This window comes from Oleiphilus sp. HI0128 (assembly GCF_001635365.1).
In genome coordinates, this window is sequence record NZ_LWGG01000366.1 from 1 (window position 1) to 663 (window position 663).

A 663-nucleotide genomic window follows, 5' to 3' on the forward strand; every position below is an offset into this window, starting at 1 on the left:
ATTAACCCCTTTGCTTTGGTGAGAGAAATTCGAGAATTTTGGGACGGCCCTTTGGCTTTGGCCGGTGCTGTGAATGATGGCTACGGTATACGTGCAGCTGAAGTGCTGGGAGCAGACTTTGCTTATATGGGAACACGCTTTATAGCCACCGAAGAAGCCGAGGTAGACCCTGACTACAAAAAGATGTTGGTTGAATCAGGGATTAAAGATTTGATCTTCACAGATACCTTTACTGGCGTGAAGTGTAACTTCCTTAAGCCGTCAATTGAGCGTGCTGGCGTTGACTTGGCAAGTTACCAGGCCAAGGAAAGTGTCGATCTTGATTTGGCAGGTAGTAATGCATGGAAGGACTTTTGGAGTGCTGGTGAAGGCGTATCGGGCATTCACACAATTAAATCGATGGCTGATTTAGTAAAGGAGTTAAAGGTAGAGTACCTGGGCGCAGTTGAAAAGCCGGGCTTTGCCAAGTAAAGGTTATAGTACGGTTAAGCTTGGCGCTGACGATACTGGGCAGGCGATACGTCCGCCCAGCGCGTAAATGAAAGCGAATGTGATTTCACTTACGATGTGTTTGAGGGGTTGTTTCACGTCTTTAAGATATTTGCTCCACGTGTTAGAGAGGCAGATACTGCGCTACAACAGATCGCATTATTTGTCCGGAAA

The 663-nt window shown here is 46.8% G+C and carries 1 protein-coding gene; it reads left to right on the top strand.

The window, feature by feature from the left end:
• A partial coding sequence (locus A3763_RS04585) for a nitronate monooxygenase family protein (protein ID WP_197482766.1) occupies window positions 1-471 on the top strand: 471 nt, incomplete at its 5' end.
• Between the last annotated feature and the right edge of the window lie 192 nt (window positions 472-663).